The organism is uncultured Maricaulis sp. (assembly GCF_963976135.1).
Lineage (GTDB): Bacteria > Pseudomonadota > Alphaproteobacteria > Caulobacterales > Maricaulaceae > Maricaulis.
This window is the reverse complement of sequence record NZ_CAXBKN010000126.1, coordinates 1-5,860: the sequence shown is the minus strand read 5'-3', so window position 1 is coordinate 5,860 and position 5,860 is coordinate 1. Positions and strand designations below refer to the sequence as shown.

Sequence of the window (5,860 nt, the reverse complement as noted above, 5' to 3'; positions counted from 1 at the left end):
CAGGCGGGGCGCAGATCCGGGACCCAGACGCACCACGGTCAGTCGAGTGAGGCGGGCCGGACGAGGCAAGAGACCAGCCGTCGGGCGTCTGGGTCCCTGATCTCCGCCCGGATCGCTGACGCGTCCGGGCATCCGTCAGGGATGACAAACGTATTGGATTTGTTGGTAAAATTAGCAACTGGACACCGGAAGTGACCGGGCTCCGACCTTGTCACGTCGAGGTCCTGACTTGCGTCAGGATGACGTGGGATAATTGTCGGCGGTGGGGATAGGCGCCCGGCCCTGGCCCGGAGCAGACCTCGGCACACGGCGTTCATCTCGCCGTCATCAATGACAATGCATGTTGCGCGACATCAACCAGTGATCATGTTTCGATCCAGTTTTACCAGGGGAAATATATGTCCATCAAAACCGTCCTTGCTGCCAGCCTCGCTGTTGCAGCCCTTACCGGTATCGCCGCCGCCCAGGATTATTCGCTGCCGCCGACCTATGGTTCCGTGGCGCTGAATCCCGGCTTCCTGCCGGACCCCCATCAGGCACAGGTCGTCGCTGGCGGCACGATTGACGCCTCTTCGATCAACAATGCCTGCGTCGGCCTGATCGCCAATGCACCGGATTATCGCCTGCAATACGGCGGTGGCGGCTCACAGCTGTTCATCGGCGTCACCTCCTCGGTCGACACGACCCTTGTCGTCAACGGTCCCGACGGCAACTGGTATTGCAATGATGACTATAACGGCCTGAACCCGCTCGTTGGCGGAGAAATGCCGGATGCCGGCCAGTATGACATCTGGGTCGGCACCTATGGCAGCAGCACCGCGCCAGCCACCATCTTCATCACCGAATACGACCAGTAGACTTCAGACCATCGCCGAAACGAGAACGGGGCCCGCAATGCGGGCCCCGTTTTTTGTCGGCAATCAGCGTTCAGTTTGCCGAAATTCAGGCGCCGTTTTGCTCCATCGCCGCATCATACTCACCCAGCGCGGCGAGGCTGTTCATCCTGGCGCGGTGATTGAAGGCCGCCTGGGCCGCCTGAACATTGGCGGGCTTGCCGCCCCAGGCCATCAGCGGTGCGTGCTGCAGCGCCCGGCCATAGGAGAAGCTGACCGGCCAGGGCAAGTCATAGCTCGCCGTCATGGCGTTGAGATGGGCCGTCGCATCCTCATCGGACTGACCGCCGGAGAGGAAGGCGATGCCCGGCACGGCCGCCGGCACGCAATTGGCCAGGCATTGCATCGTCATGTCGGCGACTTCCTCGATGCCGGCGCGATCGTCATTCTTCGTGCCCGAAATCACCATGTTCGGTTTCAGGATCGTGCCTTCCAGGATCACACCCTGGTCGAACAATTCGCGATACAAAGTCTTGAGCGCGAATTCGGTCACTTCATAGCAGCGCTCGATCGAGTGATCGCCATCCATGATGACTTCCGGCTCGACGATCGGAACGATATTGGCTTCCTGGCACAATGCCGCATAGCGGGCGAGGGCGTGCATATTGGTGTTGATGCAATACTGGCTCGGCATGGATTCATCGCCATTGCGGCCGATATTGATCACGGCACGCCATTTGGCGAAGCGGGCACCGAGCCCGTAATAATCGGCCAGACGGTCGCGCAGGCCATCAAGACCTTCAGTGATCATTTCGCCATCGCTGCCCGCCAGGCCCTTGGCGCCGGCATCGACCTTGATGCCCGGAATCGCGCCGGCATCCTGGATCAGCTTGGTCAACGGCGTGCCGTCCTTGGCCGTCTGGCGGATGGTCTCGTCATAGAGGATGACGCCGGAGATATGCTCGCTCATCGCCGGCTCGGTGCGGAACAGCATTTCACGCCAGTCGCGGCGATTATCGGCGGTATTCTCAAGGTCGATCAGGGCAAAGCGCTTGCCGATCGTGCCGGTGGATTCATCAGCGGCCAGCAAGCCCTTGCCGGACGCCACCATGGCACAGGCGGTTTCGTTGAGTTGGTCGAGATCCATCATGTCATCCCCAGCTTGGTTTGATTGTCGTCATCATCATTGCGCTCCTTTTATACAGAGCGCGGGCGAATCCCAAGACGGGAAACAACCTGATTTCCGCTTTGTGCCACCGCCGCTTCAGGCGCTGACCGCATCGCGCTGCATCAGCACGTCAACGCCCGGCAGGACCTTGCCTTCCATCCATTCCAGGAAGGCACCGCCCGCCGTCGAAATGAAGGTGAAATCATCGGCCACACCGGCCTGGTTGAGCGCGGCAACCGTGTCGCCGCCGCCGCCGACCGCGACGAGGCCCTGCTCGCGCACGGCACGGGCGACATGTTCGGCCACGGCCATGGTTGCGGCGTCGAAGGGTGGCGTCTCGAAAGCGCCGAGCGGTCCGTTCCAGATCAGCGTCTTGCAGGTATCAATCGCCTGGTTGAGCGCAACCACAGTGCCGGGGCCGCAATCGAGGATCATCTCGTCAGCGCCGACATTCTGTACCGCGGTCAGGCGCGTTTCCGGATTCGGCTTGAATTCGGTGGCCAGCACGACATCGCTCGGCAGGATCAGCTTGCAGCCGGCCTCTTCAGCAGCGACCAGGATCACGCGCGCCGTATCGGCCAGATCGGCCTCGCACAGGCTGGCGCCGACCTTGATGCCCTGGGCGTGCAGCAGCGTATTGGCCATGCCGCCGCCGACGAAGAGGATGTCGACCTTCTTCACCAGATTCTTCAGCAAATCGATCTTGGAGGAGACCTTGGCGCCGCCGACCAGCGCGATCAGCGGTCGCTCAGGCTTGTCGAGCGCAGCGACGAGATGGTCGATTTCGCGCTGCAGCGCCAGACCGGCATAGGCGGGCAGCAAATGCGCCACGCCCTCGGTCGAGCCATGGGCGCGGTGAGCGGCGGAGAAGGCATCATTGACATAGATATCGCCGAGCCGGGCGAGCGCCGCGGCGAAGGCGGGATCATTGGCTTCCTCGCCGGGCTCGAAACGGGTGTTCTGCAGCAGCAGGACATCGCCATTCGCCATATCGGCGACCGCAGCGGCGGCTTCCTCTCCGGCGACATCATCGACGAAGTCGACCGCATCGCCGAGCAGATCGGCCAGCGGCTGCGCGACCGGCTCCAGCGACAGGCCGGTCACACGGCTGCCCTTGGGGCGGCCGAAATGCGCCAGCAGGATCACCTTCGCGCCGGCTTCACGCAGCAGCTCGATCGTCGGCAGGGCCGATTGCAGACGGGTATCGTCGGTGACGACGCCATCCTTCATCGGCACATTGAAATCGACACGCACGAGCGCGCGTTTGCCCGCAAGCTCGGCGTCCTGGATACGGCGGATCGTCGTCATGACCAGTCCTCGCTCGAGCGTGATTAGATGAAACGGCCCATCGCCACGGCCGTATCGACCATGCGGCAGGCGAAACCCCACTCGTTATCATACCAGGTCATGACGCGGACAAGCCGCTCGTCGATGACATTGATCTTGTCGATGGCGACAATCGAGGAGCGGGGGTCGTGATTATAATCGATCGAGACCAGCGGGATGCTGTCATAGCCGAGCACCCCCTTCATCGGGCCGTCGGCGGCGGCGATGATGGCCGCCGAGAGTTCTTCCGCCGTGGTGGCACGCGAGGGCACGAAGACCATGTCGATCAGCGACACATTCGGCGTCGGCACGCGCACGGCGGCACCGTCGAGCTTGCCGATCAGTTCGGGGATCACCAGGCCGACGGCCTTGGCGGCACCGGTCGAGGTCGGGATCATCGACATCGCGGCAGCACGGGCGCGATGGAGATCCTTGTGATTGCGGTCGAGCGTCGGCTGGTCGCCGGTATAGGCGTGGATGGTGGTGACATGGCCACGCTCGATGCCGACCGCGTCATTGAGCACCTTGGCGACCGGGGCCAGACCATTGGTGGTGCAGGAGGCGTTTGAGACGATGATGTCTTGCGCGGTCAGCTGGTCATGATTGACGCCAAAAACAATGGTCTTGTCGGCATTCTTGGCCGGGGCCGAACAGAGCACGCGCTTGGCGCCGCTCTCGATATGCGCCATCGCCGACGCCTTGTCGTTGAACTTGCCGGTGCATTCCATAACCAGATCAACGCCCATCGCCTTCCAGGGCAATTGCGCGGGGTCGCGATTGGAGACTTTCCGGATGCGGCCGAAACCGGCATCGAGCCAGTCCTCGCCCACTTCGATCGTGCCGGGATAACGGCCGTGAACGCTGTCATAGGTCAGAAGGTGGGCATTGGTTTCCGGCGTCGAGCTGTCATTGATTGCCACGACCTCGACTTCGCCCCAGCGCTTCTCTTCGAGAATCGCCCGCAGTGCGAGACGTCCGATGCGGCCAAATCCGTTGATCGCTATCCGAAGGGCCATGGCCAATCTCCTCAATACGGTGGTCGCGGCCCGGGCATGAGGCCGGTCGCGCAGGAATTGGCGCGGATTTACCCGCCTTTCAGGCCGCAGTCCACCGGACGAATGCGGCAAAACAGCGACACCGGGCATTTATGGGCACTGGCCGGGCGCGCTGGATGTGTGCCAGTGCAGTGCTCCACCTGCCAGACCGCAGAGCGGGGACTTGAAATGAAACTGTACGCCTGCGAGAAACAGAGTAGACAGTAATATAAACCTTATGGGCGGGTGCCGGAATTATGAAAGTTATCGTTCTTGGTGGGGACGGCTTCTGCGGATGGCCGACAGCGCTCCACCTCTCCAATCTTGGCCATGACATTGTCATCGTCGACAATCTCTCGCGCCGCATGATCGACGTCGAACTGGAAGTGGAATCGCTGACGCCGATCCGGCCGATGAGCGAACGCCTCGCCGCCTGGAAAGAAGTCTCCGGCCGGGACATCCGCTTCGTCAGCATGAATATCGGCAAGGATTTCCAGGAATTCATCGATCTGATTGATCAGGAACAACCCGATACGATCGTGCATTTCGCCGAACAGCGCGCCGCGCCCTATTCGATGAAATCGGCGCGCCACAAGCGCTACACCGTCGACAATAATCTCAACGCCACCAATGACGTTCTCGCCGCCATCGTCGAAAGCGGCCGCGACATCCATCTCGTCCACCTCGGCACAATGGGCGTTTATGGCTATGGCACGGCGGGCATGAAAATCCCCGAGGGCTATCTCAAGGTGAAGGTGCAGACCGATAACGGGCTGCAGGACCAGGAGATCCTCTATCCGGCCAATCCGGGTTCGATCTACCACATGACCAAGACCCAGGATCAGCTCTTCTTCCATTTCTACAACAAGAACGACAAGGTGAAGATCACCGATCTCCACCAGGGCATCGTCTGGGGGACCCAGACCAATGAGACCAAGCGCGATGAGCGCCTGATCAACCGTTTCGATTATGACGGCGATTACGGCACCGTTCTCAACCGCTTCCTGATGCAGGCCGCCGTCGGCTATCCGCTCACCGTGCACGGCACGGGCGGCCAGACGCGCGCCTTCATCCATATCCAGGACACGGTGCATTGCGTCCAGATCGCGGTCGAGAACCCGCCCAAGGATGGCGACAAGGTGCGCATCTTCAACCAGATGACCGAGACCCACCGGGTCCGCGACCTGGCCACGATGATCGCCGATCTGGCCCATGCCGAAGTGCAGCTGGTCCCCAATCCGCGCAATGAAGCGGACGAGAATGATCTGCATGTCGAGAACGACACCTTCCTGCAGATGGGCCTGAAGCCGATCACCCTGGCCGCCGGCCTGATGGAAGAAGTCACCGACATCGCCCGCAAATATGCCGGCCGCTGCGACAAGGCGAAAATCCCCTGCATCTCCTATTGGGGCAAGACCCGCGAAGACGCAGCCCAACCCGACCCGCTGAAAGTGGTGGGGTAGGGCTTTCGGTCTGCTGAATTAAGAAGGGCGCCTCTC

General features: G+C 61.6%; 5 protein-coding genes. 2 read left to right on the top strand and 3 right to left on the bottom strand.

The window, feature by feature from the left end; translation table 11 throughout:
* Positions 1-398 precede the first annotated feature (398 nt).
* Positions 399-857, top strand: coding sequence for a peptidase S1 (locus AAC023_RS13160; RefSeq protein WP_339741655.1), 459 nt, complete (start codon positions 399-401; stop codon positions 855-857).
* An 85-nt stretch (positions 858-942) separates the two neighbouring features.
* Here AAC023_RS13160 and AAC023_RS13155 read toward each other — a convergent pair whose 3' ends face one another.
* The 3 genes from AAC023_RS13155 to gap form a co-directional block, all read right to left on the bottom strand.
* Positions 943-1,983 carry a class I fructose-bisphosphate aldolase gene (locus AAC023_RS13155; RefSeq protein ID WP_339741654.1) on the bottom strand — a complete coding sequence of 347 codons (1,041 nt, stop codon included), beginning with the start codon at positions 1,981-1,983 and terminating at the stop codon, positions 943-945.
* A gap of 114 nt (positions 1,984-2,097) precedes the next feature.
* Complete coding sequence (locus AAC023_RS13150) at positions 2,098-3,309, bottom strand: phosphoglycerate kinase (protein ID WP_339741653.1); 1,212 nt, start codon at positions 3,307-3,309, stop codon at positions 2,098-2,100.
* A gap of 23 nt (positions 3,310-3,332) precedes the next feature.
* Complete coding sequence (gene gap / locus AAC023_RS13145; protein ID WP_339741652.1) at positions 3,333-4,343, bottom strand: type I glyceraldehyde-3-phosphate dehydrogenase; 1,011 nt, start codon at positions 4,341-4,343, stop codon at positions 3,333-3,335.
* A gap of 275 nt (positions 4,344-4,618) precedes the next feature.
* On the opposite strand from gap, the gene AAC023_RS13140 reads away from it, so the two are divergent.
* Entirely contained in the window at positions 4,619-5,824 is a 1,206-nt protein-coding gene (locus AAC023_RS13140) for an NAD-dependent epimerase/dehydratase family protein (RefSeq protein WP_339741651.1), read from the top strand.
* Positions 5,825-5,860: the final 36 nt, after the last annotated feature.